22 protein-coding genes and 1 pseudogene are annotated in these 24,506 nt (G+C 65.3%); 9 read left to right on the top strand and 14 right to left on the bottom strand.

Annotated features, from left to right (window positions below; translation table 11 throughout):
• Positions 1 to 63 precede the first annotated feature (63 nt).
• Positions 64 to 465: a response regulator gene (locus tag IVA75_RS10730; RefSeq protein ID WP_247284969.1), complete on the top strand. Its 402-nt coding sequence runs from the start codon at positions 64 to 66 to the stop codon at positions 463 to 465.
• A gap of 10 nt (positions 466 to 475) precedes the next feature.
• Here IVA75_RS10730 and IVA75_RS10725 read toward each other — a convergent pair whose 3' ends face one another.
• Together IVA75_RS10725 and IVA75_RS10720 are read right to left on the bottom strand one after the other, a co-directional pair.
• Complete coding sequence (locus IVA75_RS10725; protein ID WP_247284968.1) at positions 476 to 2,017, bottom strand: alkaline phosphatase D family protein; 1,542 nt, start codon at positions 2,015 to 2,017, stop codon at positions 476 to 478.
• Positions 2,018 to 2,121: 104 nt separating this feature from the next.
• Positions 2,122 to 3,567, bottom strand: coding sequence for a TAXI family TRAP transporter solute-binding subunit (locus IVA75_RS10720; protein ID WP_027566335.1), 1,446 nt, complete (start codon positions 3,565 to 3,567; stop codon positions 2,122 to 2,124).
• Between the two features lie 152 nt (positions 3,568 to 3,719).
• Between IVA75_RS10720 and IVA75_RS10715 the strand changes: the two genes are divergently transcribed.
• Together IVA75_RS10715 and IVA75_RS10710 are read left to right on the top strand one after the other, a co-directional pair.
• Positions 3,720 to 4,022: a 4a-hydroxytetrahydrobiopterin dehydratase gene (locus IVA75_RS10715; RefSeq protein ID WP_247284967.1), complete on the top strand. Its 303-nt coding sequence runs from the start codon at positions 3,720 to 3,722 to the stop codon at positions 4,020 to 4,022.
• Between the two features lie 91 nt (positions 4,023 to 4,113).
• Positions 4,114 to 4,503, top strand: a complete 390-nt coding sequence (locus IVA75_RS10710) for a YkvA family protein (RefSeq protein ID WP_247284966.1) — start codon at positions 4,114 to 4,116, stop codon at positions 4,501 to 4,503.
• 169 nt (positions 4,504 to 4,672) lie between these two features.
• On the opposite strand, the gene IVA75_RS10705 is transcribed toward IVA75_RS10710, so the two are convergent.
• Positions 4,673 to 5,647, bottom strand: a complete 975-nt coding sequence (locus IVA75_RS10705; protein WP_027566338.1) for an NADPH:quinone oxidoreductase family protein — start codon at positions 5,645 to 5,647, stop codon at positions 4,673 to 4,675.
• Between the two features lie 232 nt (positions 5,648 to 5,879).
• On the opposite strand from IVA75_RS10705, the pseudogene IVA75_RS10700 reads away from it, so the two are divergent.
• The 6 genes and pseudogenes from IVA75_RS10700 to argG all read left to right on the top strand — a co-directional run bounded on the left by IVA75_RS10700 (position 5,880) and on the right by argG (position 11,763).
• Positions 5,880 to 6,720: pseudogene (locus IVA75_RS10700) on the top strand (SDR family oxidoreductase).
• 117 nt (positions 6,721 to 6,837) lie between these two features.
• A complete protein-coding gene (locus IVA75_RS10695) occupies positions 6,838 to 7,500 on the top strand; it encodes an invasion associated locus B family protein (protein ID WP_346658421.1) in 663 nt (220 codons plus the stop codon).
• Positions 7,501 to 7,666: 166 nt separating this feature from the next.
• Positions 7,667 to 8,869: a 23S rRNA (adenine(2503)-C(2))-methyltransferase RlmN gene (gene rlmN / locus IVA75_RS10690; RefSeq protein ID WP_035961124.1), complete on the top strand. Its 1,203-nt coding sequence runs from the start codon at positions 7,667 to 7,669 to the stop codon at positions 8,867 to 8,869.
• Between the two features lie 134 nt (positions 8,870 to 9,003).
• Positions 9,004 to 9,498, top strand: coding sequence for a hypothetical protein (locus IVA75_RS10685; protein WP_247284963.1), 495 nt, complete (start codon positions 9,004 to 9,006; stop codon positions 9,496 to 9,498).
• Positions 9,499 to 9,554: 56 nt separating this feature from the next.
• Positions 9,555 to 10,331, top strand: a complete 777-nt coding sequence (locus IVA75_RS10680; RefSeq protein WP_247284962.1) for a phosphatase PAP2 family protein — start codon at positions 9,555 to 9,557, stop codon at positions 10,329 to 10,331.
• 94 nt (positions 10,332 to 10,425) lie between these two features.
• A complete protein-coding gene (argG, locus tag IVA75_RS10675) occupies positions 10,426 to 11,763 on the top strand; it encodes an argininosuccinate synthase (RefSeq protein ID WP_247284961.1) in 1,338 nt (445 codons plus the stop codon).
• Between the two features lie 162 nt (positions 11,764 to 11,925).
• On the opposite strand, the gene IVA75_RS10670 is transcribed toward argG, so the two are convergent.
• The 11 genes from IVA75_RS10670 to sdhC form a co-directional block, all read right to left on the bottom strand.
• Positions 11,926 to 14,109 (bottom strand): OmpA family protein, encoded by a 2,184-nt coding sequence (locus IVA75_RS10670; protein WP_247284960.1) that lies wholly within the window; start codon positions 14,107 to 14,109, stop codon positions 11,926 to 11,928.
• A 185-nt stretch (positions 14,110 to 14,294) separates the two neighbouring features.
• Positions 14,295 to 14,537 carry a hypothetical protein gene (locus IVA75_RS10665; protein ID WP_007604217.1) on the bottom strand — a complete coding sequence of 81 codons (243 nt, stop codon included), beginning with the start codon at positions 14,535 to 14,537 and terminating at the stop codon, positions 14,295 to 14,297.
• Positions 14,537 to 15,022, bottom strand: a complete 486-nt coding sequence (locus tag IVA75_RS10660; RefSeq protein WP_247284959.1) for a pyridoxamine 5'-phosphate oxidase family protein — start codon at positions 15,020 to 15,022, stop codon at positions 14,537 to 14,539. The genes IVA75_RS10665 and IVA75_RS10660 overlap by 1 nt, the downstream gene beginning before the upstream one ends.
• A gap of 72 nt (positions 15,023 to 15,094) precedes the next feature.
• Positions 15,095 to 15,481 (bottom strand): VOC family protein, encoded by a 387-nt coding sequence (locus IVA75_RS10655; protein ID WP_007598770.1) that lies wholly within the window; start codon positions 15,479 to 15,481, stop codon positions 15,095 to 15,097.
• A 21-nt stretch (positions 15,482 to 15,502) separates the two neighbouring features.
• Positions 15,503 to 16,327 (bottom strand): FkbM family methyltransferase, encoded by an 825-nt coding sequence (locus IVA75_RS10650; protein ID WP_247284958.1) that lies wholly within the window; start codon positions 16,325 to 16,327, stop codon positions 15,503 to 15,505.
• 107 nt (positions 16,328 to 16,434) lie between these two features.
• The gene (locus tag IVA75_RS10645; RefSeq protein ID WP_247284957.1) at positions 16,435 to 18,390 is read right to left on the bottom strand and encodes an ABC transporter ATP-binding protein/permease; all 1,956 of its coding nucleotides are present in this window, start codon (positions 18,388 to 18,390) and stop codon (positions 16,435 to 16,437) included.
• A gap of 53 nt (positions 18,391 to 18,443) precedes the next feature.
• A complete protein-coding gene (locus IVA75_RS10640; protein ID WP_247284956.1) occupies positions 18,444 to 20,618 on the bottom strand; it encodes a hybrid sensor histidine kinase/response regulator in 2,175 nt (724 codons plus the stop codon).
• Between the two features lie 188 nt (positions 20,619 to 20,806).
• A complete protein-coding gene (locus IVA75_RS10635) occupies positions 20,807 to 21,589 on the bottom strand; it encodes a succinate dehydrogenase iron-sulfur subunit (RefSeq protein ID WP_027566351.1) in 783 nt (260 codons plus the stop codon).
• A 42-nt stretch (positions 21,590 to 21,631) separates the two neighbouring features.
• The gene (gene sdhA / locus IVA75_RS10630; RefSeq protein ID WP_027566352.1) at positions 21,632 to 23,467 is read right to left on the bottom strand and encodes a succinate dehydrogenase flavoprotein subunit; all 1,836 of its coding nucleotides are present in this window, start codon (positions 23,465 to 23,467) and stop codon (positions 21,632 to 21,634) included.
• Positions 23,468 to 23,470: 3 nt separating this feature from the next.
• On the bottom strand, positions 23,471 to 23,887 hold the full coding sequence (gene sdhD / locus IVA75_RS10625; protein ID WP_007598776.1) for a succinate dehydrogenase, hydrophobic membrane anchor protein: 417 nt from the start codon (positions 23,885 to 23,887) through the stop codon (positions 23,471 to 23,473).
• Positions 23,884 to 24,282 (bottom strand): succinate dehydrogenase, cytochrome b556 subunit, encoded by a 399-nt coding sequence (gene sdhC, locus IVA75_RS10620; RefSeq protein WP_027566353.1) that lies wholly within the window; start codon positions 24,280 to 24,282, stop codon positions 23,884 to 23,886. Before sdhC ends, sdhD begins: the two co-directional genes overlap by 4 nt.
• Positions 24,283 to 24,506 lie beyond the last annotated feature (224 nt).

Here is a 24,506-nt window from a genome sequence, read left to right as displayed (position 1 = left end):
TCCGGGAACCCTTCGCGCTGGGTACAGGCGTCGTGACCCGGTATCCCAGTCAGAGAAAACCTCATGCTCCAAGTTTCGATGATGGCACCCGCTGTTTCCGATGGTTCAAACTGTCCCGCCGATGTCCTCATCGTCGAGGACGATCCGATCATCGCGATCGACTTCGAGGATCGCCTGCTCGGATTTGGCGTGAAGAGCGTGCGCACGGTAGGTTCAGTGGCGCAGGCGCTGACCGCAATCGCGGCGCATGCCCCCGAATTCGCCTTGCTCGACGTGGGATTAAGTCGCGAGAACAGTTTTGCGGTCGCCGAACGGCTCGCGGCCCTGAAAATTCCGTTCGTCTTCGTCACCGGCTACGGCGCTGACGCGCGCATCCCGCCGGAATTCGCCGGCCAGCCGCGTCTGCAGAAGCCGTGTTCGAGCGACGCGCTGGAGGCAGCGCTCCAGGTCCGCGCGACGGACTAGCGATACGGCGTCAGGCCGGCTTCGGATCGAGCGTGGTCGACCACAGCGCGACGTCGGCGCGGTCGCGCAAGGTCACCGTCATCTGGCCGGAAGCGCCGTCGATCTTGACGTGACCGAAGAACTGCATGCCGGCGGACGGCGGCAGGTTCTGGTTGTCTTTCCCCGGCGCCTTGACGAAACGCACCTCCGGCCCAAATGTATTGTCGAGCGCGTTCGGACCGAACGTGCCTGCGTGAAGCGGGCCCGACACGAACTCCCAGAACGGCTCGAAATCCTGGAATTGGGCCTTGTTCGGATCGTAATAGTGCGCGGCGGCGTAATGCACGTCCGCCGTCAGCCATACGGTGTTGCTGACCGGCGCCATCTTGATGAAGCGCAGGATGTCGGCGATCTCGAACTCGCGGCCGCGCACCGGGCCGTCGCCCTGCGCAATGGCTTCCGATCCACCCTTTGCCGTATCTGACACGACGAGGCTGAGCGGCATGTCGGAGGCGATCACTTTCCAGGTCGCGCGCGAATTCAACAGGCCGCGCTTGAGCCAGGCGATCTGGTCGGGGCCGAGGAAATAGCTGGCCGGGTCGTAAGCGGTTTCGAGGTTGGGGCCGTTCGGGCCGCGATAGCTGCGCTCGTCGAGCACGAACACGTCGAGATGAGGACCATAGGAGATCTGGCGATAGACGCGGCCGGGCTCGACGATGCTCTCGCGCATCGGATACATCTCGTGGAAGGCACGGCCCGCGCGGGCCGCAAGCAGTGCGATGTCGCGCTCCTTGTAGGTCGCCGGCAGCTCCTTCGAAAGCGACCAGTTGTTGGTCACCTCATGGTCGTCCCACTGCACGAAGATCGGGACTTCGGCATTGAAGGCGCGAAGATTGTCGTCAGTGAAATTGTATTTGTGCGCGGCGCGGTACTCGTCCAGCGTCTCGGCGACCTTGGCCTTCTCGGGGATGGTGACGTTCTTCCAGATCTTGCCGTCGGCGAGCTTCACCTCGGACTGGATGGGACCGTCGGCATAGATGGTGTCGCCGGAGTGCAGGAAGAAATCCGGACGGTGCTTGCGCATCGCCGAGAAGGTGAACATGCCGCCGTCGTCGGGGTTGATGCCCCAGCCCTGGCCGGCGACGTCGCCGCCCCAGACGAAGCTGACGTCGCGGCGGTCGGCGGGCGCGGTGCGGAAGCGGCCGGTCACCGGTTCGCCCACCACCGCGGTGTGCGAAAGGTCGCGGAAGCGGACGCGATAAAAGATGTCCTGTCCGCCCGGCAGGTTTTCGATCAGCATCTTCGCGGTGAAATCGCTTTCGGGCAGCGCTGCGATCGGCGGCAGCGCGCGAGCATCCCTGAACGACTCCGTCGTCGCCACTTCGACCAGCATCTGCGCGGGACGGTCGGCGCGCGCCCAGACCACGCCACCGTCGACGGTGACGTCGCCCGACTGCACGCCATGGGTCACGGCCGGCCGGTCGGCCGCGCGGGAGAGATGCGGCATTGCGACCGCGCCAAGCGCGCCGGCACTGGTCGTCAGGAAACGGCGACGGGAGAATTTGATGTTCATGGGACGGACTCGATATCGCGTGAGACGATCGCTCAGGCGACCGCCACGGTGAAGTCCGACGCTATATTGAGACAATGTGACGCCGCGATTACGCGCGGAAGCTTTTACGCGCTGCCGGCGGCCCTGAACTGTGCGCCGGCGCGCTGCAGGTTCTGCGGCAGGCTGAATAGCACCGCCTTGCGATCGGCGACGGCCGCGTGGAACTGGTCGAGCGCGATGTTGAAGGCGGTGAGCGCGGCTTCCTCGATCGCGCCGTGATCGAAGCAGCGCAGTGTATTGCGCAGGATGTCGTCGGCCTCGGTCTGCATCTGGTCGAGGTCTTCGGTCGTCTCGCTCTTGCGTGCCGCCGCGATCATGTCGAGCAGACGTTCACGCTGATGGTTGTTGTTGTCGCGCTCGTCCTTCTTCAAATAGCCCGCAAACCAGGCGCCGATCGAGCCCATGGCCGAGAGCGCCATCAGCGTCCACCAGATGTAATCGCTGTATCTGTCGAGGAAGGTCTTTTCCTCGCCGTCGACGAAGGCGGCCGCGCCGGGATGCACCGGGATCACCGCGTCCTTGTCGGTGTCGGGTGTTTCGATCTTCGCCGCCAGCGGGAATTCCGTCACCAGTTGCTGGCGCACGGCAAAAAGCTGGCGCGTGAACGCGGCGATGTTGGTTTCGGATACGCCTTTGCGCGCCACGATGTGGTGTGAAAAGCTGATCGTCTTGACCTCGTCGTCGGGGCGAACGGGTGAGCCGCCATAGGTGCCGGCCGGAATCTCCGAGGCTTCATAAACCGGATGGTTCTGCGCGATCGCATCCGCGGAATCGATCGCGAGGAAGACCGGCGTCCCGCCCTCCTTGGCAGTGGCGGCGATCGCGTCCGACGTGATCTTGCTGTTGACAGGGCCGGCTGCGAGATAGGCATCGGCCTTCTGGGCCTTGATCGCCTCGGCGGCTTCATTGGCGGGGAACTGTATGACCTCGACCTTGGCAGGATCGACGCCGTATTGCTGGAGGATCACCTTGAGCAGATTGACGTTGGCCTGGGTGCGGCCGATCACTCCGACCCGATGGCCGGCGAGCTGCGCGATCTTGGTGATCTTCGCGCCCTTCTTCTTGCCCTTGCCGGGCACGGACCACAGCGCCACGACGTTCTTGCGCAGGGTCGCGACCGCCTGCGCGTTCTTCGGCACGTCGACGTCGCCGCGCACGATGGCGAGATCAACCTTGCCCTCCGCGAGCGCCTCGGCGCTGGCTGTGGCGCCGTCGGTCTGGATCGGCCGTAGCCGCACAAGACTTTTGTTCTGAGTGAAAGCCTGCGTCAGCGCCTGCACGACCTTGAGGTCATCGCTGTTGGCGGGACCGACCGCGATCTTCAGCGTCACCGGCCGCATCGCGAAATAATAGCCGCCGGCAAGCGTGCCCACGATCGCAAGCACGAGTGCCAGAGACACGAGCGCCGTCTTCCGCGCCGCTGATCGCGGCGAAGGCGGGGTGGGCGCTTCGGCCAGGTCCAATCCCCCGGTCATCGATCTCCCGAACAGTCGCTTGAGGCTCAGTTTCATCTCGGCCGGCGATTTACACCCTCAAGTGTAGCAAATTTCTTGTCCGGCGGGGTTACATCTCCGTCATGGTTAGCGGATGGACGAAATCCCGTATGAACCCGGGGCGTCAGCACGGTGTTAGGGTAAAGTTCCCCTGAAGGACGGAGGCGACGATGGCAGAACGGCTCTCGGCGGAGGCGCGCAGGCAGGCGCTGGGCGGACTACCGGGCTGGACCGTGGTTCAAGGACGCGACGCAATCGGGAAGACCTTTGTCTTCAAGGATTTCAACGAGGCGTTCGGCTTTATGGCCCGCGTCGCGCTGGTCGCCGAAAAGATGGACCACCACCCCGAATGGCGCAACGTCTACAAGACGGTGGAGGTGGTGCTGGCGACCCATGATGCCGGCGGCGTCACCGCGCTCGACATCGAGCTTGCCACGGCGATGAACGCCATCGCCAAGCTGACACCAGGCTGACGTCTTGCGAGGCGCTGCCGCCTCCCCATCTTGTGTTCAGCACGGGATGCGGCGATCTGCCACCCCAGGCTGAACGGGGAGTTTGTCGACCATGGCTGCCGAACACAGCGTTGGTTTCGAGCCGGCCGACCGGCTCGCGGAAGATCGTGAGAGCGTGCGCCGCCGCTTCTGGCGCAAGCTGAAGCGTGTCGCCGCGCAACTGCCGTTCGCGGAGGATCTGCTCGCCGCCTATTACTGCGCCTTCGACCGGCAGACGCCGCGCCATATCCAGGCGTCGCTGCTCGGGGCGATCGCCTATTTCATCCTGCCGTTCGACTTCGTTCCCGACGTGATGCCGATTCTCGGTTTCACCGATGACGCCGCCGTGCTCGCCACTGCGATCCGCATGGTCGCCGGCCACATCACGAATGAACATCGCGAAGCCGCCCGCGCCGCGCTGAAGCGCGGGGTGGATGAGGTGGACGTGGAAGCCGAGCAGTAGCTGCCGCCGCATCCTCCACTGTCATTCCCCGCGAAGGCGGGGAATCCAGTACGCCGCGGCTTATCGATTCAACAACACTCGTGACGGAGTACTGGGTCGCCCGGTCAAGCCGGGCGACGACAGCTGAGTGTGTGGTGACGATGTCGCGACACTCTACGCGCCGACACCCTCACGGACGCAAAATCACCTTGCCCATGGCCTGACGTCCCGCGAGCACCTTGAGCGCATCCGCCGTCTGCGCCAACGGGAAGACGCGGTCGACATGCGAGGAGATCTTTCCTTCCGCTGTCCACTTCACGAGCTTCTCGAGATTGGCGCGGTTCTTTTCCGGGTTGAGCCGGGTCCAGGCGCCCCAGAACACGCCGCGGATATCGCAGCCCTTCAGCAGCGCGAGGTTCAGCGGCATCTTCGGAATGTCGCCGGCGGCAAAGCCGATCACGAGGAAGCGGCCTTCCCAGGCAATCGAGCGCAGCGCCTGCTCGGCATACGTACCACCAACCGGATCGAAGATGATGTCGACGCCCTTGCCGCCGGTAAGCTTTCGCAAGCCTTCCTTCAAATCTTCCTTGCCGTAATTGAGCGTGAGTTCTGCGCCGTGCGCCTTGGCGAATTCGAGCTTCTCGTCCGACGAGGCGCAGGCGATCACCTTCAGGCCCATCAGCTTGCCGAGCTCGCAAGCGGCAAGTCCGGTGCCGCCGGCCGCGCCGAGCACCGCGAGCGTCTCGCCCGGCTTCGGGCTCGCGCGATCTTCCAGCGCGTGCAGCGCGGTGCCGTAGATGATGATGATGCCAGCCGCGCGGTCATAATCGAGATTGTCGGGGATCTTCACGATCGATGCCGCGGGCAACGCGATCTTTTCGCGTGCGCCATTGTGGCCGCAGGAGGCGACGACGCGATCGCCGACCTTCAGATCGGTCACGCCGGGGCCGATGCTCTCGATCACCCCAGCCACCTCGGCGGCCGGCGAGAACGGGAACGGCGGCTTGATCTGGTACTTGCCCTGGATCATCAGGATGTCAAAAAAATTCAGCGCCGCAGCCTTGATCGCGATCACGGCTTCGCCGGGACCGGCCACCGGATCCGGCACGTCGGCCAGAACGAGATCGTCGGGCTGGCAATATTGCGAGCAGAGGATGGCTTTCATGGCGGCACCTTCTTGAGAGCACTTGGCGTTTCGAGGCAGAATTATAGTTGGGCTGGTTCTGCCGGATTTAGGGACGGGCGACAATCCGGTTTCTTTGGCTATTGGACCGCACCGGCCTATCCTCTCGTCATTGCGAGCGCAGCGAAGCAATCCAGAATCCGTGCCGCGGAAATAGCCTGGATTGCTTCGCTTCGCTCGCAATGACGGAAGAAGAAAAAGGAGGATTCAAACCATGTTTGAAACAGGCCTGCTCAAGGACAAGCGCATCCTCATCACTGGTGGCGGTTCGGGCCTTGGCGCTGCGATAGGACGCCGCTTCCTCGCGCTCGGCGCCGAGCTCGTGATCTGCGGCCGCAAGGTCGATCGGCTCGAGGCGGCGGCGAGCGAGATGCGCGAAGAGACCGGCGGGAAGGTCACGACGATCGCCTGTGATATCCGCGACGGCACCGCCGTCGAGAGCATGATGGAGGCCATCTGGCGCGAGGCGCCGCTCGATATCCTCGTCAACAACGCGGCTGCGACTTTCATTGCGCAGAGCGAGCATCTCTCATTCCGCGCCGCGGATGCGATCCTCGCCCCGACGCTGCAAGGTGCGATGTATTGCACGCTTGCCGTCGGCAAGCGCTGGATCGACGCCAAGCATGGCGGCGTCGTGCTCTCTATCCTCTCGACCTCGACCATCACCGGCCGCGCCTTCACCGTCCCGTCGGCGATGGCAAAGTCGGCCGTGCTGGCGATGACCAAAAGTCTCGCCGTGGAATGGGGCCCGAAGGGCATCCGCACCGTCGCGATCGCGCCGGGACCGTTCCCGACCGCCGGCGCCTCGGGTCAGCTCCGCCCCGAGGGTCGCGACGAAGGATGGGCCGCGCGCAACCCGATGGGTCGCACCGGCGAGCACGGCGAGCTTGCCGACCTCGCCAGCTTCCTGGTCTCCGACCCGTGCCGGCTACATCAACGGCGAGATGGTGGTGATCGACGGTGGCGCGCATTTGCGCAGCTCCGGCGCCGAGGATTTGTTGCGCTGGACCGATGCGCAATGGGCGGAGCAGCGCGCCGCGCGATCCAGGGCCTAGTCGCCGCGAGCTTCGCTAACTGCCTTCCCAAATTGGACTTTCCCGGCTATCCCTGCCCCGGGGACAATGCGCGACCGGGCCATCTTCCAGTCACAATATTGAGGGAACCACTCCAGCATGTGGCGGGTGCTGATTTTAGCTTTGATGACGGGCGTGGCGGCCTGTGGGATCATCGATTCCGCGCGGGCGCAGACGGCGCAACCTGCGCCCAAGGCTGCACCGAAAGAGCCCGCGCCGAAACTGGCCGCGCCGGTGGCCAATACCACTGGTAAGACGGTTGCCAAGCCCGAGAGCAAACCGGCGGCCCCGCACGCGGCGGTTGCTGGCGGCGCCGAGCCAACCCTGATCGGTCAGTTCGGCACCTGGGGCGCCTATTCGGCCGCGCCCAATGGCAAAAAGGTCTGCTTCGCGCTGGCCAAGCCGTCGTCGTCGAAGACCAACCCGCCGAACCGGCCGCGCGATCCTGCCTATGCCTTCGTCTCCACCCGCCCGGCGGAGAAGGTCAACAACGAAGTCTCGGTCATGATCGGCTACGCGCTGAAGCCGGGCTCTGAATCCTCGGTCGAGGTCGGCGGCGCCGCGTTTGCCATGTACTCGCAGGGCGACGGGCTCTGGATCAAGAACGCGGCCGAGGAAGAGCGGATGGTCGAGGCCATGCGCAAATCCGCCGATCTCGTGGTCAAGGGCATGTCGGCCAAGGGGACCGAGACGACCGACACCTTCTCGCTGAAGGGCCTCGCCCAGGCGCTTGACCGAATCTCCCAGGATTGCAGGCGTTAAGCCTGCGGTCGATAAGGTCGCAATCGGCGGTTCCGGTTGCTATATAGGGCGCGTTCCAGATTTTCTCCCGTCATTCCGGGCCGATGCGCAACATCGAACCCGGAATCTCGCGGTTCCGGGCCGGTCCTTCGGACCATCCGGAACGACCACCTGACCAGGCCATTCAATGCAACCGATGACCGAGCCGCACAACGCAACGCTGGTGGAGAAGACTCCGCTCGAAACCTATGTGCCGCCGGCGAGGCCCTCGCTGATCGGCCTGTCGCGCACCGAGCTTGCCGATCGTCTCGGCGAGATCGGCGTTGCACCTGCGCAGCGCAAGATGCGTGTGCAGCAGCTGTGGCACTGGATGTATTTCCGTGGCGCCCAGAATTTCGAAGAGATGACGTCGGTCTCGAAGGGCATTCGCGCCGAGCTCGCGCAACATTTCACCGTCGACCGGCCCGAAGTCGTGGCCGAGCAGATATCCAACGACGGCACCCGCAAATGGCTGCTGCGTTTGCCGAGCGGCGACAATGTCGAAAAGGCGCATGAAGTCGAGTGCGTCTACATCCCCGAAACCGATCGCGGCACGCTATGTGTCTCCTCGCAGGTCGGCTGCACCTTGAACTGCTCCTTCTGTCACACCGGCACGCAGCGCCTGGTGCGCAACCTCACTGCCGGCGAGATCGTGGGACAGGTGATGGTCGCGCGGGATCGTCTGAACGACTGGGCCGATCGCGAAGACGGTACGCGTCGTGTCACCAACATCGTGATGATGGGCATGGGCGAGCCGCTCTACAATTTCGACGCGGTGCGCGATGCGCTGCTGATCGTCGGCGACAACGAAGGCATCGGCATCTCCCGCCGCCGCATCACGCTGTCGACCTCGGGTGTGGTGCCGAACATCGTGCGCGCGGGCGAGGAGATTGGCGTGATGCTCGCGATCTCGCTGCATGCGGTGCGCGACGAGCTGCGTAACGAGCTGGTGCCGCTCAACCGCAAATATCCGATCAAGGAATTGCTGCAGGCCTGCCGCGATTATCCCGGCGCCTCGAACGCGCGCCGCATCACCTTCGAATACGTGATGCTCAAGGGCGTCAACGATTCGCTCGACGATGCCAAGCTGCTGGTGAAGATGCTCAAGGGCATTCACGCCAAGATCAATCTGATCCCGTTCAACCCCTGGCCCGGCACCGCCTATGAATGCTCGGACTGGGACCAGATCGAAAAGTTCTCCGAATACGTCTTCAACGCCGGCTATTCCTCGCCGGTGCGCACCCCGCGTGGACGCGACATCCTCGCCGCCTGCGGCCAGCTCAAGTCGGAGACGGAAAAGCTTTCCGCCAGGGAACGCCAGACGCTGCGCGCCATGGCGATGACGGATTAGCTTGGTAGGCGCACTGTGTTGCTTCCCCGTCATTGCGAGGAGCGCAGCGACGAAGCAATCCAGACTGCCTCCGCGGACGCATCTCTGGATTGCTTCGCTTCGCTCGCAATGACGACAACGGTGACTTTTCCGGCATGTCCCTGATCGGCCGCCTCATCGTCATCTTCATCGGCTTTCTCGCCGCCTGCTTCATCGGCGGCATGATCGTCGTCGTCGCGCTGTTGTTTCCGGAATTCGCCGATCTCGGCGCCGGTCCCGTCGATCAGGGCACGATCGATATCGTGCTCGGGTTCGGCTTCATCTTCGTCTCCGGCTTTGCGCTGGTGCCGGCGGCGGTGATCGTCGCGATCACCGAGGCGCTCTACATCCGCAGCGCGCTCGCCTATGCCGTGGGCGGCGGCGTCGTAGGGCTCGCCTGCTATCTCGGCCTGGTCCCGTTTCATGCCGACACGCTGCAATTCGAAGGCATCGTGCGCCGCCATCTCGAGATCATGACCGGCGCCGGCATCGTCGCCGGTGTCGTCTACTGGCTGGTCGCCGGCCGCAACGCCGGCGCCTGGCGCAATCCGCCGCTGCCGCGCCAGCCGCCTCCGCCTCTGCCGTCGAATTCAAGACCGGACGTGCGGTGAGTTTCTGACTTGCCCCGGGGTTTTCATCCCCTTCCCACTCGGCTAAACCGCGCGCCATGAACCGGACTGGACTCTTCATCGCCCTGGCGCTGTGGCTCGTGATCGGCGTCGTCTTCGGGCTCTATCCCGAGCTTGACCTCAAGCTTGCCGCGCTCTTCTTCGACCCTGATACCAAGTCGTTTCCGCTCAAGCTGAACGATTGGGCCGGCTTCGCGCGGGATGCCGCGATGTGGGTTGCCTGGGCGTTCGTGCTGCCTGCGCTGGTCGCGCTCGTGGTCAAGATGGTCAGGCCAGACCGGCCACTGATGGTATCCGGGCGCGCGATCGTCTTCCTTCTGGTGACGATCATCCTATCAGCCGGCATCCTTACCAATCTCGCCTTCAAATCCTATTGGGGCCGGCCGCGCCCGGTGGTGGTGACGCAGTTTGCCGGCGACCTGCCATTCGTGCCGTGGTGGGATCCGCGCGGCCACTGCGCGCGCAATTGCTCGTTCTTCTCGGGCGAGGGCGCGACCGCGTTCTGGACGCTGGCGCCCGCCGCACTGGCCCCGCCGCCGTGGCGGCCGCTCGCTTATGCCGGAGCCGTGGTGTTCGGCCTCGTGACCAGCGGGCTACGGATGGCCTTTGGCGGCCACTTCTTCACCGACGTGTCGATCGCCGGCCTCGTCACCTTCGTCGTGATCTGGTTTGCCTACGCGCTGATCTACCGCTGGCCGCGGACCCGGTTTTCGGACGAGGCGGTCGATGCCGCCCTGACCCGGCTGAACATGCCCGCCTACCGGCTGCGCCAGCGCCTGTTCGGCAGCAAGTCGAGTGCCGAGCCGTCAGTTTGAGCCATTAAAGGGGTGCCGAGCCCCGCGAAATTTGATATTCGCGCGGTCAACCCCGTGAAACGACACCCGCCCTTCGAGACCGATTGGAAGCCCCATGACCACGATCCTGAAAAGCCTGCCCAAGGGTGAGAAAGTCGGCATCGCTTTTTCGGGCGGTCTCGACACCAGCGCGGCGCTGCTCTGGATGAAGCAGAAGGGCGCGCGCTGCTACGCCTATACCGCCAATCTCGGCCAACCCGACGAAGCCGATTACAACGAGATCCCACGCAAGGCGATGGAGTTCGGCGCGGAGAAAGCGCTGCTGGTCGATTGCCGCACGCAGCTCGTCCATGAAGGCATCGCCGCGATCCAGTCCGGCGCCTTCCATATCTCCACCGGCGGCATCACCTATTTCAACACCACGCCATTGGGGCGCGCCGTGACCGGCACTATGCTGGTCGCGGCGATGAAGGAGGACGGCGTCAACATCTGGGGCGACGGCTCGACCTTCAAGGGCAACGACATCGAGCGCTTCTATCGCTACGGCCTGCTGACCAATCCGGGCCTGCGCATCTACAAGCCCTGGCTCGACCAGCAGTTCATCGACGAGCTCGGCGGCCGCGCCGAGATGTCGGCGTTCATGACCGCCCAGGGCTTTGCCTACAAGATGAGTGCCGAGAAGGCGTATTCGACCGACAGCAATCTGCTCGGCGCGACGCACGAGGCCAAGGATCTCGAGAGCCTCGACAGCGGCATCAAGATCGTCAACCCGATCATGGGCGTGCCGTTCTGGCGTGACGACTGCAACGTCAAGGCCGAGAAGGTCGTGGTGCGTTTCGAGGAAGGCCAGCCGGTCGCGCTGAACGGTCAGACCTTCTCTGATCCTGTCACGCTGTTCCTCGAAGCCAACGCGATCGGCGGCCGCCACGGCCTCGGCATGAGCGACCAGATCGAGAACCGCATCATCGAAGCCAAGAGCCGCGGCATCTATGAAGCGCCCGGCATGGCGCTGCTGCACATCGCCTATGAGCGCCTCGTCACCGGCATCCACAACGAGGACACCATCGAGCAATACCGCATCAGCGGCATGCGCCTCGGACGCCTGCTCTACCAGGGCCGCTGGTTCGATTCGCAGGCCCTGATGTTGCGCGAGACCGCGCAGCGCTGGGTCGCCCGCGCCGTCACAGGCGAGGTGGCGCTGGAGCTGCGACGCGGCAACGACTACTCGATCCTCAACACGGAAAGCCCGAACCTGACCTATGCGCCGGAGCGGCTCAGCATGGAGAAGGTCGAGGACGCGGCGTTCACGCCGGCCGATCGCATCGGTCAGCTCACCATGCGCAACCTCGACATCAACGACACCCGCGCCAAGCTGAAGCTCTACAGCGACACGGGCCTGTTGTCGGGCAGTGAAGGCTCGCAGATCTTCCGTCTGGAGAATGACAAGGGCTGACGCGCCCGGGGATTGCTGCCTCATTCGTCATTGCGAGCGAAGCGAAGCAATCAAGAGTCTTTCCGCAGCGACAGTCTGGATTGCTTCGTCGCTTCGCTCCTCGCAATGACAGAAATAAAAATGGCCGGGATTGCTCCCGGCCATTTTGCATTTGTGCTTGCCTCAGCGCGGCGGCGCGGTGCCGGGCGGGGGCGGCGGCAGCGAGGCCTGGCCACCGTTGAGCAGCGGCGTGATGTTGCGGACGGTGACGCGGCGGTTGATCGCGCTCGGCCCTTGCGTCTGCTCCTTCAGGTACTGCTCGCCGTAGCCCTGCGACGTCAGGTTCTCAGACGGCACACCGAATTGCTGGGTCAGCAATTCGGCCGCGGACTGCGCACGACGATCCGACAATGACAAATTGTCGACGTCGTTGCCAACTGCGTCGGTGTGACCTTCGATCAGGAACACCACGCGCGGATTGGCCTGGATCGCACGGTTGAGACCGTCGGCGATCGACTGCAGCTTCGCCGCCTGGTCCGGTGGGATGATCCACGATCCCGTCTCGAAGTTGATCGTGTTGAGGTCGATGCTCGGCATTTGCATGCGAACATTGGGGCTGTAGCGGATCTCGTCGAGCGTGTAGCGACGATCCACCCGTTGCACCGGCGGCGCCACCATCGTCTCGTAGATCACGTCCGGCGACGCTTCCTGGGCGTCGACGATATAACGATCGTAGGGCATGTTGACGACCGGAGGCGGCGCGTCGACATAGAAGCCGCCGACCGACCGCGGATCGCGGTAGCTGTTGTCGATGATGACGAGCTCGCGCCCGGCAGGGTCCCTGCGGATTCGACGCAGCAGCCGCCCATCCTGACCGACAACCGTAATGATCTGGCTGCCGTCGGGACGGATCACCACGGTGCGGGTATCGGCACCGACAGTCTCGGTGCGGATGTCGCGGGCGCCATAGCGGAAGCGATAGAGATCGTTGCCGCGGACGTATGTCTGCCCGCCCGGATCGCGGATGATGATGCGGTCCGGCTCGGTGTAGACGGTGCGACCGCCTTCGATGCTTTCGCGGCGCTGGTTGCGGTAGTCGGCGATGGTGGCGCCGATCACGGCACCGGCGACGACACCTGCACCGATCGCGAGCGGCGTCAGGTCACGCTGCGGCGGACGCGGCGGTGGCGGCAGGGGCGTGGTCGTCGTCGGGGCGGCGCGGAAGGCCGGCGCAACGGTGGGCGTCGCGTATTGTGCCCTGTTGGGCGGCGGGGTCGCAGCCGCCGAGCCCGGGACGGTGCTAGGTGCCGCGGCGCCAGCGGGGGGAGCCGGCGGCCGGGGCGGGGCGCCTGCCTGCGGCTGGGTCGGCGGAGCTCCGGCAGCGGGCGCGCCGGCAGGAGGCGTTCCTCCCTGCTGGCCTGGGGTCGGCGTCGCGGCTGGAGCCGGGGTCGCGCCAGGAGCGGGCGTGGGTCCCGCACCGGGACGTCCCGGCGGGGGCGTCGGAGCGCCACCGGGGGTCGGGGTAGTCGTCGGCGCGGGCGTGGCGCCCGGAGCCGGTGTCGCTGATCCTGCAGCCGGAGGCGCGCCAGGACGTCCGCCGGGGGGCGGCGCACCGGGGCGGCCAGTCGGCGGCGTGCTGCCCGGAGCTGGCGTTGCGGTCGGTGCAGGCGTTGCTGTCGGAGCAGGCGTGGCGGTCGGGGCAGCAGGCGTTGCCGGGCGCGCTGCGGGAGCAGCAGATGCCGGGGGCGTTGCTGTCGGCGCAGGCGCAGGCCGTCCCGAAGGACCGGCCGCAGGAGGCGGCGGAGGTGTCGGTGCGTGCTGCTGCGGAGCGGGAGCGGGCGGTGGTGTGGGAGCCGGACGAGCCGCGGGCGGCGTCGGAGGCGGAGGTGTGGGTGCGTGCTGCTGCGGAGCCGCGGCGGGCGGCGGTGCCGGGGGCGTGGGAGCCGGGCGTGCCGCGGGCGGTGCAGGAGGCGGCGCATGCTGTTGCGGAGCCGCAGCCGGGGGCGGCGAAGGCGGCTTCGGGGCCGCAGGCGGCGGTGGTGGCGGTGCCGGACGGGCCGCAGGTGGCGGCGGAGGCGGCGGCGGAGCTGCTGGCCGCGGCGGTGCGGCAGCCGGCGGAGGTGCCGCGGGCGGATGGGGCGGTGCAGCTGCGGGCGGCGGTGCGGCCGGGCGGGCGGGCGCCGCAGGCGGCGCGGCCGCCGGCGGTCCCTTCGGCGGCTGCTTCGGTTTTCCGTCAGGGCCGGTCTCTTGTGGCTGCGCCTGCGCGACGACGAGCGGCGGCGCGCCTTGTGCATGCGATGCGGAGCTTGCGAATTGCATCGCGGTCAGAGCCGTGGTGGCAAGCAGCACGAAACGAAGGTTGGTCATGTGGTGAACTTCCCCGGAAGGTTCTTTGACGAAGTGTTGGGATGAACAGCTACGCGTTAGGCCGGATTGTGGCGGACGAAGCGGACGCGGCCCGATTTATTTCTGCACGCAAATCACCTCACTATGGTGACGTTCATTGCGCATTCAGACGCAGGTTGCAATTGCCTCGGATGTGATGCGTCGCCTCATGCGCGATCCCGCGGCGGACTTGCATCCGTCGCGGGATTCGGCGTGAGCGGTCCGTTCGGTCCGCGTGATGGAATCTCTTCAGGCATGCGGCCCGGCAATTCGTCGGGCGGCGCTGGCGAGCCGGGCTCGCGCACCGGCGGCGCGATTTCAGGCTGCGGATTGCCCGGCGGAATCCCCGGCGGCGGCTCGGTGGGTGTGCCCGGCGTCGACGGCGGAATCTCGGGCGGCTCAATCGGCATTACATCGAGACCTTGCGGTTGTCGCCGAGATCGGGCCGCGTGTTGGTCACTGCCGCGGCCGCCATCTTCACATAGGAGATCACGGTGCCGGGCGAGTCCCAGAACTCGGCATCGTCGGGCGTGACCTTGAGCACGCGGATGTTGGGATCTTCCGCAGAGTCCCACCACGCCTTGGCCGGGGTCGAGAACAGCTCCTTGATCTTCGCACGGTCGTTGGAGACAACGGCAGTGCCGGTCAGCGACACGTATTTCTGGCTGCTCGCATCCGCGAACGACAGGTTGATGGACGGATTGCGCGCGATCTCCTCGTCCTTGTGACGCCGCGCGTCGGTGAGGAAATATATCGTGTCCGCGTTGCGATCGAGATAGGCGCTCATCGGCCGCGCGCGGAGCTTGTCGCCATCGCGCGTCACCAGCATCGCGAATCCGATCGTCTTCATCAGATCCCATACGCGATCGACGTCGCGGGCATTGTCGTTGGCCATGTCGTGCTCCTTCTTGCAAGGGACGACAACGGCGCGCGCGGAACGAGGTTCCGGCCGGAAGATGGAACTTATCTATTCCGGCGCGTGGCAAACCGCCTCGATGTTGTGTCCATCAGGGTCGAGCACGAAAGCGCCGTAATAGGTCGGATGATAATGCGCCCGAATGCCGGGCGGCCCGTTGTCGCGCCCGCCCGCCGCGATCGCCGCCTTGTAGAACGCATCCACCGTGGCGCGGTCCTTTGCCAGGATCGCGACATGCACCGGCTTGTTCAGCGCGCCCTCGCCGCCGATCCAGAAATCCGGCTTGCCATCGGCGCCGAAGCCGGCGGCCGGATCATGTCCGGTCTGCTCCTGCGTGACCTCCATGATCAGGCTGTAGCCGAGTGGGGCCAATGCCTTGGCGTAGAACGCCTTGGCGCGCTCATAGTCGGAGACCGGGAAGCCCATATGGTCGATCATCGTCACCTCCGTCGTTCGTCGTCAACGCGACAGGAACGTATTGCTCCGCGTCTTGCGCGCAACCACAAAGCCGCGCGCGACCATGTCAGCGATACAATCTTCCCGCCAATCCTTTTGTGACAAATGCTCGATCACCACCGCGCGCGGCCATAGCGATTGCGGCGCGTCGCGGAAGAAGCCGATCAGCACGCGATCCTCGAACCCCTCGACGTCGATCTTCAACGCGTCCACCTTGGTGACGCCGGCTTCGTCGAGAATGCGCGTCAACCGCAGCGAGGGCACTTTGATCGCCTCCGTGCTGGCCGTGCCGGTGACGACATGCGTAGCGCCGAGATTGCCGCCCCCGCTCTCGATCATCAGCTCGCCGTCGCTGTCGCCGGCGGCCGCCTGCACCAGGCGCACCTGCGTCGCCTGCGACGCGGCCTGGTTGAACGAGAGCCGTCCAAACGTCGTCGGATGCGGCTCGATCGCGACCACTTTCCCCGATGGCCCGACCTGTCGCGCCATCACCAGCGCGAAAGTGCCGACATTGGCGCCGACGTCGACGAACACGCCGCCCTCCGCGGTGTGCTGGCGCAGGAAATCGAGCTCGTCGAGATTGTAATCGGGATTGAACAGCGCGCCGCGCTCGGTGGCGCTGCCCTGATGATAGAAGCGGAACGATGCGCCCTGGTACTGCACGTCGACGGGGCCACCGCGCAGCAGGTTCACCAATCGCGACAGCCAGGGCCGGAACGCGCCGCGCTTCAGCCGCGATTGTGTCGCGAGGCGAATGATCGCGGCCTGCGCCGCGTTCGGCGCAAACGCGCCGAACGGCGCGGACGAAGGGGCATTGTCGGTCGCCAAGTCAAAGTCCTCGTTGCAAGCGGCGCATGCATAGCCGGTTTTGCCGGGGACTCCAACGCTCGATCCGGACGACAATCGCCGGGACGACGAAGAAAAGAGACCGAACCTCACGCCGCCTTTTTCGGCGGCTTGCGCTGCCTCAGGAAGCGGCCGAGCAGCTTGCGCTTGCCCTTGCGCGGGATCAGCTCGATGTCGCTGACGAGCTTTGCGCCGCCCTTGCGGCGCTCCAGCACGATCTTGCGGCTGTGGAAGGCTTCCAGCTCGACGCGATGCGCGACGCTGACGATGGTGGCCTTCGGCAGCTCGTCGGTGATCATCTTCATCATCTTGTCCTGGCTCTTCTCGTCGAGCGCCGAGGTCGCCTCGTCGAGCACGACGATGTCAGGGCTGTGCAGCAACAGTCGCGCGAAGGCCAGGCGCTGCTTCTCGCCGCCGGACAGCGTCTGGTCCCACGGTGCGTCTTCCTCGATCTTCTCCTTGAGATGGTCGAGACCGACCTTGTGCAGGGCCTCGCCGATCTCCTCCACGGTCCAGTCGTCTTCCGCGCCGGGATAGGCGACCGCGCGGCGCAAGGAGCCTGACGGCACGTAGGGTCGCTGCGGCAGCATGAACAGCCGCCGGTCGGGATGGAAATTGACGCTGCCGCCGCCCCACGGCCAGAGCCCGGCGATGGCGCGCACCAGCGTGCTCTTGCCGGTGCCGGATTCGCCGGCCACCAGCAGCCGCTCGCCAGCCTCGACCACCACCTCGGTCTCGCCGACCACGGCGGTGCCGTCGTCGAGCGTGACGGAGAGATCGTTCAGCTCCAGCATGGCATCGTTGCTGGTCTCGCCGCGCTTGATGCGGCCGATTCCGTCGCCCTGCTCGGCGCGCTCGAGACCGTCGAGCGACATCATCAGCGATGCGATGCGGCGAGCGCAGGCATTCCAGTCGGCGAGCCGCGGATAATTGTCGACCAGCCAACCGAACGCGCTCTGCACGATGGTGAAGGCGGAAGCCGCCTGCATCACCTGACCCAGCGTCATGCTGCCGTCGAGGAATTTTGGCGCGCAGAGCAGGAGAGGGACCACGGGAGCAACAAGACTCGATCCCTGCGACACCAGCGTGGTGCGCATGTGCTGACCCGCGAGCCGCGCCCATTGCCGCAGCACGTTGGTGAAATTGCGGTCGATGCCGTCGCGCTCTTCCTCCTCGCCGCCGAGCAGCGCGATGCTCTCGCCGTTCTCGCGCACGCGCGTCAGCGTGTAGCGAAAATCGGCCTCGGCCTGGTTCTTGTCCTCGGAGACCTGCACGAATTGGCGGCCGATCACCAGGATCGAGCCCGAGGCTATTCCCGCATAAAGCATCGCGGCGATCACCAGGAAGCCGGGAATGGTCACCGACGATCCCGCAAGCGTGACGGTGAGCGCACCGCCGATGGTCCAGAGCACGACGATGAAGGTCACGGCCGACAGCAGCGCGGACGTCACGCCGGCGAGAAAATCCACCGGCGAATCGGTCGCGACGCGCAGATCCTCCGCGATCCGGTATTCCGGATTCTTGTGGTCGCCGCTGACGAGATTGAGCTGGTAATAGCGGCCGTTGCCGAGCCAGCGCGTCAGAACGCTCGCCGTCAGCCAGGCTCGCCAGCGCCGCTGGATGCCCATGCGCGCGAACACTTGTGCCACGCCGAGCAAGATGCTGCCGATCGCGAGCGGGAAGAACACCGCGGTGAGATGGAAGACGGTGGACGCCTCGCGCTTCTCGATCGCGTCGAAGATCGCCCGATTCCAGACGTTGATGCCGTATTGGAAACCGACAGTCAGGACGATCAGCACGCCGAGGCCGATGGAGTAGAGCCATGCCAGCCGGTCGCCTTTGCGGCCCCAGAAGCCGCGCGCGCTGATCCAGAAGCGGGTGAGGAGATAGTCCTTGCGGGCCTGCTCGGCCTCTTCGGGCGACAGCGCCGGGTCGGGCTCGACCAGCTCAGGCGGCGGCGGAGCCACTTCCTCGCCGGTCTCGCCGACGATTTCGACAATGGGCGGCTTCTTGCCCGATTCGCGCTTTCCGGCCGGCTTTTGCATGACCGGATAACGCAAGCTAAATCAAAAGGTTCCCGCGAGTTCCAGGTGTCGGTTCATTCGGCGGCGCCGTTGCGGACCCGGCGGCGCCGTGCGAGGCGGTGCAGCACGCGCGATAGCTGATCGATCGCGTAGGGCTTTTGCACGAGCTCGAAATCGACCTTGCCGTCCTGGGACAGCGCCTCGCTGTAGCCGGTGGTCAGCACCACCGGCACGCCGATGCCGCGGTCGCGGACCGCCTGCGCGAGATCGAGCCCGGTCATGCCGGGCATCACGATGTCCGAGAAGACGACATCGAAGCGATCGGCATCCATGACCAGCTCGGCAAGTGCATCGGTCGCATTGTCGACCAGCGTGATGCTGTAGCCGAGCTCGGTAAGGCCGTCGGCCGCGAAATTGGCGAGCTCGATATTGTCCTCGACCAGCAGCACCGACATGCCGCTGCCGGCCACGGCGGGGGCCGTGTTCGGTGCCTGCCGCTGCGGCAGCAAATGCGGCGCCACGCGCGGCAGATAGAGCGCGAAGGTGCTGCTGTGGCCTACCTCGCTGGTGACTGTCACCTCGCCGCCGGACTGCCGGGCGAAGCCGAACACCTGCGACAGGCCGAGACCGGTGCCGTGGCCGACCTGCTTGGTGGTGAAGAACGGCTCGAAGATGCGCTCGAGCCGCGCAGCCGGAATGCCGATGCCGGTGTCACTGACGGCAATACCGACGAAGCCATGTTTGCCAGGAAGGTCATGGTGGCCTGAAAGATCGGGGTTGCCCGAGACGGGAGCCCGCGTCTCCGCAATTGTCGCCGCGGCCTCGACCTCGAAAACGATCCTGCCCTTGCCGTGCATGGCATCGCGCGCATTGGTCGCCATGTTGATCAACGCCGTCTCGAACTGGCTTGCATCGGCATTGACGAGACAGGGCTCGGCCGGCAGCCGCATCGCGATTTCGATCGCAGGCCCGAGCAGCGTCGCGAGCATGTCGTGCAGTGACTGCAGCCGCGCGCCGACGTCGAACACTTCCGGCTTCAAGGTCTGGCGCCGCGCGAAGGCGAGCAGCTGCGAGGTTAGCTTGGCCGCGCGCCCGACCGCGTCCGCGATGGCGGTGATGTAGCGCTGGCGCCGCTCCTCGCTCAGTTGCGGCCGGTTCAGCAGATCGACCGAGGCGCGAATCACGGTCAGGAGGTTGTTGAAGTCGTGCGCGACGCCGCCGGTGAGCTGGCCGAGCGCCTCCAGGCGCTGGCTGTGCTTGAGCGCATCCTCGGCTTCGCGCCGCGCGGCGGCCTCGGCCTGGAGATGCTGGGTGCGCCGGAACGCGAACGCCAGCAGCAGAAACAGCAGCGCGGTGGCGGGAATGCCGAATACCAGATGCTGGCCCATGGTGGCGAACCAGCGTGCGCGGATTGCCGAGGTCTCCAACCCCGCGCTGACATAGATCGGATATTCGGCGATGCGTCGGTAGCCGATGCGCCGCTCGACCTCGTCCGATGGCCAGGCGATGGTGATGAGGCCATGCTCGGGATGAGCTGCGATGCTCCGGCCGACCGGCCCGTTAGGATCGAGCCTGAGGTCGCGGTCCAGCCGTGGAAGATGCGCCAGCACCACGCCGTCGGTGCGTCCCATGGCGACGAAGCTGCCGGCATCGGAGCCGATCCTGGCGTAAAAGCTCTCGAAATATTCCGGCAGGACGGAGGCCTGGATCACGCCGATGAAGCTGCCGTCGTCGGAGCCGCGGCGGCGGCTGACCCCGAAGAAGCGCGCGCCCTGATAGGGCTGACGCGGCGTCAGGGGAACACCGATGTAGCTGCCGATGCTCTGATCGACATGGGCCGCAAAATAGTCACGGTCCGCAAAGCTCTGTGCCGGCGGCGGCGAGGCCAGGCTGTTGACCAGCGACTTTCCGTCCGCATCGAAGATCCAAGCCGATTTCAGCTGCGGCAGCGAATCGGTCAGCTGCTTCAGGCGGCGGTGCAGGGCCGGCTCGCGCGAGCGGATGATGTCGTCGGGCATGCCGCGCACCACCTCGTTGATCTCGGCAAGGCTACGGTCGATCGTCTCGAACACCTTGAGCGCGTGCTCATGCGCGACATCGAGGGTGCGCTCGATCTCGCGGTCGGCGATGTCTTTGGTCGAGGTGTAGGAGATCGAGGCGGCGATCGCGAACAGCGCAATCGGCAGCGCCAGGGACGCAGCCATCATCCACTGCAGCAATCTCAGCGAATTGCGTTGTGCGCCCTGCACGGTCGCTCCGGTCCCACGCCGGAGAGCTTACTTGAATTTCGCGCCGGGAAGGAAGCGGCTTGTGGCGGGAACCAGAGGTTGCAACCCGTCGGCTTGCCCGCGCAGGGCGGAAGCAAAATCTGCTCGAATACGCGCCCGCCGTAGAATGCCCCGGCCATTCCGGCCGGGGATCGCAGCATAAGTGACGCCTAGATCTGGCGCTCGACCATCTTGAGCTTGAGCTCGGCGATGGCTTCCGCCGGGTTGAGGCCCTTCGGGCAGGCTTTGGCGCAGTTCATGATGGTGTGGCAGCGATAGAGGCGGAACGGATCCTCGAGATTGTCGAGCCGCTCGCCGGTGGCTTCATCCCGCGAATCCGACACCCAGCGGTTGGCCTGGAGCAGCGCGGCGGGACCGAGATAGCGCTCGCTGTTCCACCAATAGCTCGGGCACGAGGTCGAGCAGCAGGCGCAGAGGATGCACTCGTAGAGCCCGTCGAGCTTCTCGCGGTCCTCGTGGCTCTGCTTCCATTCCTTCTGCGGCGTCGGCGAGGTCGTCTTCAGCCACGGCTCGACCGAAGCGTACTGCGCGTAGAAATTGGTGAGGTCGGGGATGAGGTCCTTCACGACAGGCTGGTGCGGCAGCGGATTGATCTTCACCGCGCCGTCCTTCACGTCGTGCATCGAGCGGGTGCAGGCCAGTGTGTTCTGGCCGTCGATGTTCATCGCGCAGGAGCCGCAGACGCCTTCGCGGCAGGAGCGGCGGAAGGTCAGAGACGGGTCGATGTTGTTCTTGATCCAGATCAGGCCGTCCAGCACCATCGGCCCGCAATCATGGGTGTCGACGTAATAGGTGTCGACGCTGGGATTCTTGCCGTCGTCCGGGTTCCAGCGATAGACGCGGAATTCACGAGTTTCAGTCGCGCCCGCGGGCTTCGGCCAGGTCTTGCCGCCTGAAATCTTGGAGTTCTTCGGAAGTGCGAATTCAACCATTTCGATAAAGCTTTCGCTGTTCGTTCAGTACACGCGCGCCGTTTAGTAAACGCGAGCTTTCGGCGGGATGTACTGGACGTCGTTGGTCATGGTGTAGTCGTGAACCGGGCGGTACTCGATCTTGACCTTGCCGGAATCTTCCAGCCAGGCGAGCGTGTGCTTCATCCAGTTCTTGTCGTCGCGCTCGGAGAAGTCCTCGCGGGCATGTGCGCCGCGGCTCTCGGTGCGGTTGGCGGCCGAGTTCATCGTCACCACCGCCTGCGCGATCAGATTGTCGAATTCGAGCGTCTCGATCAGGTCGGAATTCCACACCAGCGAGCGGTCGGACACGGCGATGTCGGTGATGCCGCTGTGGACCTTCTCGATCAAATTCTGGCCTTCGCTCAGGATGTCGCCGGTGCGGAACACCGCGCAATTGTTCTGCATCACGTGCTGCATGCCTTCACGCAGCTTCGCGGTCGGCGTGCCGCCGGAGGCGTAGCGGTAGTGGTCGAGCCGGCCGAGCGCCAGGTCGGACGAGTTCGCCGGCAATTCCGGCTGGCTGGCGTTCGGCGTGAGCTTCTCTGCGAGGCGCAGCGCAGCGGCGCGGCCGAACACGACGAGGTCGATCAGCGAGTTGGAGCCGAGGCGGTTGGCGCCGTGCACGGAGACGCAGGCGGCTTCCCCGATCGCCATCAGGCCCGGGATGATGGCGTTGTCGTCGCCGTCCTTCTTAGTCAGGACCTCGCCGTGATAGTTCGTCGGGATACCGCCCATGTTGTAGTGCACAGTCGGCACGATCGGGATCGGCTCGCGCGTCACGTCGACATTGGCGAAGATCTTTGCGGATTCCGAGATGCCCGGCAGGCGTTCGGCCAGCACCGCGGGATCGAGATGGTCGAGATGAAGGAAGATGTGGTCCTTCTTCTTGCCGACGCCGCGCCCCTCCCGAATCTCGATGGTCATCGCGCGCGAGACGACGTCACGCGAAGCCAGATCCTTGGCGGAGGGCGCATAGCGCTCCATGAAGCGCTCGCCCTCGGAGTTGACGAGATAACCGCCTTCGCCGCGCGCGCCTTCGGTGACGAGACAGCCCGAGCCGTAGATGCCGGTCGGGTGGAATTGCACGAACTCCATGTCCTGCATCGGCAGGCCGGCGCGCAGCACCATGCCGCCGCCATCGCCGGTGCAGGTGTGCGCCGAGGTGCAGGACGCATAGGCGCGGCCATAGCCGCCGGTCGCCAGAATCACGGACTGGGCGCGGAAGCGGTGCAGCGTGCCGTCGTCGAGCTTGAGCGCGATGACGCCGCGGCAGGTGCCCTGGTCGTCCATGATCAGGTCGATGGCGAAGAACTCGATGAAAAACTCGGCCGCGTGGCGCAGCGACTGGCCGTACATCGTGTGCAGCATGGCGTGGCCGGTGCGGTCGGCGGCGGCGCAGGTGCGCTGCGCCTGGCCCTTGCCGTAGTCCATCGTCATGCCGCCGAACGGGCGCTGGTAGATCTTGCCGTCTTCGGTGCGCGAGAACGGCACGCCCCAATGCTCGAGCTCGTAGACCGCCTCGGGCGCGTTGCGCACCATGTATTCGATCGCGTCCTGGTCGCCCAGCCAGTCCGACCCCTTCACGGTGTCGTACATGTGCCAGCGCCAGTCGTCCTTGTGCATGTTGCCGAGCGACGCCGAGATGCCGCCCTGCGCCGCGACGGTGTGCGAGCGGGTCGGAAACACTTTGGTGATGCAGGCGGTGCGGAGGCCGGCTTCGCTGCAGCCGACCACGGCGCGCAGGCCCGCGCCGCCGGCGCCGACCACGACGACATCATAGGTGTGGTCTTCGATCGGATAGGCTTTGCCGTTGGTGGCGGGAGCGCCGTTGCCCTTGCCATTGGTCTCTGTGGCCATGGGTTAGACTCCGGAGGAAAGTTTCAGGATCGCGTAGGTCGAGGCGAGCGCCACGGCGAACGAGAAGAAGTTGTTGAGCATGATCGAGATGAGCTTCAGCTTCTCGTTATGGATGTAGTCCTCGATCACGACCTGCATGCCGATCTTCATGTGCCAGGCGCTGGCGAAGATGAAGAGCAGCAGGATCACCGCGATCGGCAGCGAGCCGAGGATCTGCGCGGCGCCGGCCTGGTTGCGGCCGAGCAGCATCATCACGATCACGATCACGGGGATCATCAGCAGCGTCATGGCGACGCCGGTGATGCGCTGGCGCCAGAAATCGGACGTGCCCGAATGCGCAGCGCCAAGATTGCGCACGCGGCCGAGCGGGGTGCGCATGGAGGAGCCCTTCGGAGCGCCGTGGGATTCGTCGAAACTCATCGGCCGCCTCCGATCGCGTAGGCGATGATCCAGACGAGGACCGTGAGCACGATGCCGCCGATCAACGCGCCCCAGGTCAACGCTTCGCGCTCATTGGCCTTGAAGCCGTAGCCGAGGTCCCAGACGAAATGCCGGATGCCGCTGAGCATGTGGTGCATCAGCGCCCAGGTGTAGCCGAACACGATCAGCCGGCCGATGATGCTGCCGGTGAAGGCCTGGACGTGGCCATAGGCGGCAGGGCCGGAGGCCGCCGCAATCAGCCACCAGGCCAGCAGCAGCGTTCCGGCGTAGAGGGCAATTCCGGTGGCGCGATGGACGATGGAAAGCGCCATCGTCAGCGTCCAGCGGTAGACTTGCATGTGCGGCGAAAGCGGTCGTTCGATCCGTGCGGTCATGGGCTTCGATTGCTTTATTGCGGCCCAGCATGGGCGCGCGGGGATCGCGAAAGGTCGGCTCTATTTACGGAGTCGATTTCACCTGCGCAATCACCAAATCGCCATAGATCGAACTTCGGTTCAGCTCTAGGCCCTTGATGTAACAAGGCCAATCGGCGGCTTGGTATACCAGGGCCATGGTGCATCGGCTAAAGAACGAACTAAAATTCATGTCTTGCCGCAGA

Source organism: Bradyrhizobium sp. 134, assembly GCF_023074155.1.
Classification (GTDB): Bacteria; Pseudomonadota; Alphaproteobacteria; order Rhizobiales; family Xanthobacteraceae; genus Bradyrhizobium.
This window is presented reverse-complemented; position numbering and strand designations above follow the sequence as displayed.

What these genes read in the sequence shown, in the direction of transcription:
- IVA75_RS10730 (WP_247284969.1), top strand. Translation starts at nt 64, where the DNA reads ATGCTCCAAGTTTCGATGATGGCACCCGCTGTTTCCGATGGTTCAAAC.
- IVA75_RS10725 (WP_247284968.1), bottom strand. Translation starts at nt 2,017, where the DNA reads ATGAACATCAAATTCTCCCGTCGCCGTTTCCTGACGACCAGTGCCGGC.
- IVA75_RS10720 (WP_027566335.1), bottom strand. Translation starts at nt 3,567, where the DNA reads ATGAAACTGAGCCTCAAGCGACTGTTCGGGAGATCGATGACCGGGGGA.
- IVA75_RS10715 (WP_247284967.1), top strand. Translation starts at nt 3,720, where the DNA reads ATGGCAGAACGGCTCTCGGCGGAGGCGCGCAGGCAGGCGCTGGGCGGA.
- IVA75_RS10710 (WP_247284966.1), top strand. Translation starts at nt 4,114, where the DNA reads ATGGCTGCCGAACACAGCGTTGGTTTCGAGCCGGCCGACCGGCTCGCG.
- IVA75_RS10705 (WP_027566338.1), bottom strand. Translation starts at nt 5,647, where the DNA reads ATGAAAGCCATCCTCTGCTCGCAATATTGCCAGCCCGACGATCTCGTT.
- IVA75_RS10695 (WP_346658421.1), top strand. Translation starts at nt 6,838, where the DNA reads ATGTGGCGGGTGCTGATTTTAGCTTTGATGACGGGCGTGGCGGCCTGT.
- rlmN (WP_035961124.1), top strand. Translation starts at nt 7,667, where the DNA reads ATGCAACCGATGACCGAGCCGCACAACGCAACGCTGGTGGAGAAGACT.
- IVA75_RS10685 (WP_247284963.1), top strand. Translation starts at nt 9,004, where the DNA reads ATGTCCCTGATCGGCCGCCTCATCGTCATCTTCATCGGCTTTCTCGCC.
- IVA75_RS10680 (WP_247284962.1), top strand. Translation starts at nt 9,555, where the DNA reads ATGAACCGGACTGGACTCTTCATCGCCCTGGCGCTGTGGCTCGTGATC.
- argG (WP_247284961.1), top strand. Translation starts at nt 10,426, where the DNA reads ATGACCACGATCCTGAAAAGCCTGCCCAAGGGTGAGAAAGTCGGCATC.
- IVA75_RS10670 (WP_247284960.1), bottom strand. Translation starts at nt 14,109, where the DNA reads ATGACCAACCTTCGTTTCGTGCTGCTTGCCACCACGGCTCTGACCGCG.
- IVA75_RS10665 (WP_007604217.1), bottom strand. Translation starts at nt 14,537, where the DNA reads ATGCCGATTGAGCCGCCCGAGATTCCGCCGTCGACGCCGGGCACACCC.
- IVA75_RS10660 (WP_247284959.1), bottom strand. Translation starts at nt 15,022, where the DNA reads ATGGCCAACGACAATGCCCGCGACGTCGATCGCGTATGGGATCTGATG.
- IVA75_RS10655 (WP_007598770.1), bottom strand. Translation starts at nt 15,481, where the DNA reads ATGATCGACCATATGGGCTTCCCGGTCTCCGACTATGAGCGCGCCAAG.
- IVA75_RS10645 (WP_247284957.1), bottom strand. Translation starts at nt 18,390, where the DNA reads ATGCAAAAGCCGGCCGGAAAGCGCGAATCGGGCAAGAAGCCGCCCATT.
- IVA75_RS10635 (WP_027566351.1), bottom strand. Translation starts at nt 21,589, where the DNA reads ATGGTTGAATTCGCACTTCCGAAGAACTCCAAGATTTCAGGCGGCAAG.
- sdhA (WP_027566352.1), bottom strand. Translation starts at nt 23,467, where the DNA reads ATGGCCACAGAGACCAATGGCAAGGGCAACGGCGCTCCCGCCACCAAC.
- sdhD (WP_007598776.1), bottom strand. Translation starts at nt 23,887, where the DNA reads ATGAGTTTCGACGAATCCCACGGCGCTCCGAAGGGCTCCTCCATGCGC.
- sdhC (WP_027566353.1), bottom strand. Translation starts at nt 24,282, where the DNA reads ATGACCGCACGGATCGAACGACCGCTTTCGCCGCACATGCAAGTCTAC.